We start from the raw sequence: 511 nt of genomic DNA on the forward strand, positions 1-511 counted from the left end.
GGGAAGGGAGGTTCGGGATACTCGCGCGCACCCGCCTGCATGGCGCCTTGCTGCTTGCCATTGCCTTTCGATTTGTCCTTGGCATCGATGCCACGCTGGATATGGCGTTGCTTGGCCGCTTCGCCCGCTATTTCCGACTTCATCTGCATGATCGTCTCCTCGGCTTGGAGAGGGAACAACGCATGTGCGGCCAAAAGGTTTATGGCCAACGCATCATTCCTTCAAACCGGCGACACGCTCGAGAAATGGCCGTTGCAGTGTGGCGCGGCCGATCACCCGAAAAGCCGCATTCCGGAATGTCGGCAGGACAGGACTGTCCGATTGCGCCATCGACACGACACGCTCGGTGAGTTTGATCCAGCGCCGCCCTACCGGCCATCGCTCGCCACTGTGGCCGGCAAGCGTGCGCGACGGCAAGAAAGTAGCGAACGTCATCCCAGTCGATCACGGTGCAATCCCGCACCGCGCGGTGCGGCTTGCAAAGCCCATTCTAACACGATCAGCCGTAGTT

The 511-nt window shown here is 60.5% G+C and carries 1 protein-coding gene and 1 pseudogene; both read right to left on the reverse strand.

Features of this window, described 5'->3' with window-relative positions; all coding sequences use genetic code 11:
• Positions 1–149: pseudogene (locus EN935_RS42650) on the reverse strand (short-chain dehydrogenase); the annotation flags it as partial.
• A 64-nt stretch (positions 150–213) separates the two neighbouring features.
• Complete coding sequence (locus EN935_RS39780) at positions 214–435, reverse strand: hypothetical protein (RefSeq protein ID WP_127374442.1); 222 nt, start codon at positions 433–435, stop codon at positions 214–216.
• Between the last annotated feature and the right edge of the window lie 76 nt (positions 436–511).

Origin of the sequence: Mesorhizobium sp. M7D.F.Ca.US.004.03.1.1, from assembly GCF_003998635.1 — a bacterium.
Classification (GTDB): domain Bacteria; phylum Pseudomonadota; class Alphaproteobacteria; order Rhizobiales; family Rhizobiaceae; genus Mesorhizobium; species Mesorhizobium loti.